The sequence below is a fragment of the Pseudomonas luteola NBRC 103146 genome, from assembly GCF_002091675.1.
GTDB classification, from domain to species: Bacteria; Pseudomonadota; Gammaproteobacteria; order Pseudomonadales; family Pseudomonadaceae; genus Chryseomonas; species Chryseomonas luteola.
Map to the genome: position 1 here is coordinate 1 of NZ_BDAE01000099.1, position 611 is coordinate 611.

1 protein-coding gene is annotated in these 611 nt (G+C 59.4%); it reads right to left on the minus strand.

From position 1 onward, the window contains the following. Positions 1-611, minus strand: a 611-nt coding sequence (locus PLU01S_RS25260) for an IS110 family RNA-guided transposase (RefSeq protein WP_139804014.1), incomplete at both ends; no start/stop codon positions are given.

Consider the following 611-nt stretch of genomic DNA (forward strand, 5'->3'; position numbering starts at 1 on the left):
TCTTCAACGCACTGGCTGTCAGCAGGCCAATGCCACTGACTTCGTCGAGCTTATGGACTATTTCGTCATCAGCATGCCAGCGTGCCAGTTGCTCCTCGCACTCGCGCATCGACTGTTCATATAAGTTGATCTCGGCCAGCACCACTTGCAATGCACCGCGCAAGGCGCGTACCTCGGGCCGCTCGATCAGCTCGCACGTCTGGCGCAGAAAAGGCTTGATGCCGTTCGGTGCGTCAACCCCTGCTTCACGCAGGATGCCGCGCAACAGGTTGATGCGTTGAACACGGGATTTCTTCCAACCCTCGCGCAGCTTGTGGAGTTGCTGCACCTGCTGTTGCTGCATACTCTTGACCGGAACCGGGCGGATTTCCTGGCAGCGCGCTGCTTCCAGAATGGCGTCACAGTCGTTGCGGTCTGTCTTGTTGCGTCGCCGATACGGGCGCACGTAACGAGGGTGTAAGAGCACGACACGATGCCCTTTCTCCTGCATCAACCGGCCCCAATGGTGAGCGGTGCCACAGGCTTCCATCACCCACTCGACAGGCTCGAGCTGCTCCTGTACATATTGCGCAAATGCCCTGGAGTCGAGCCGCTTGCGCCGATCCACCCGA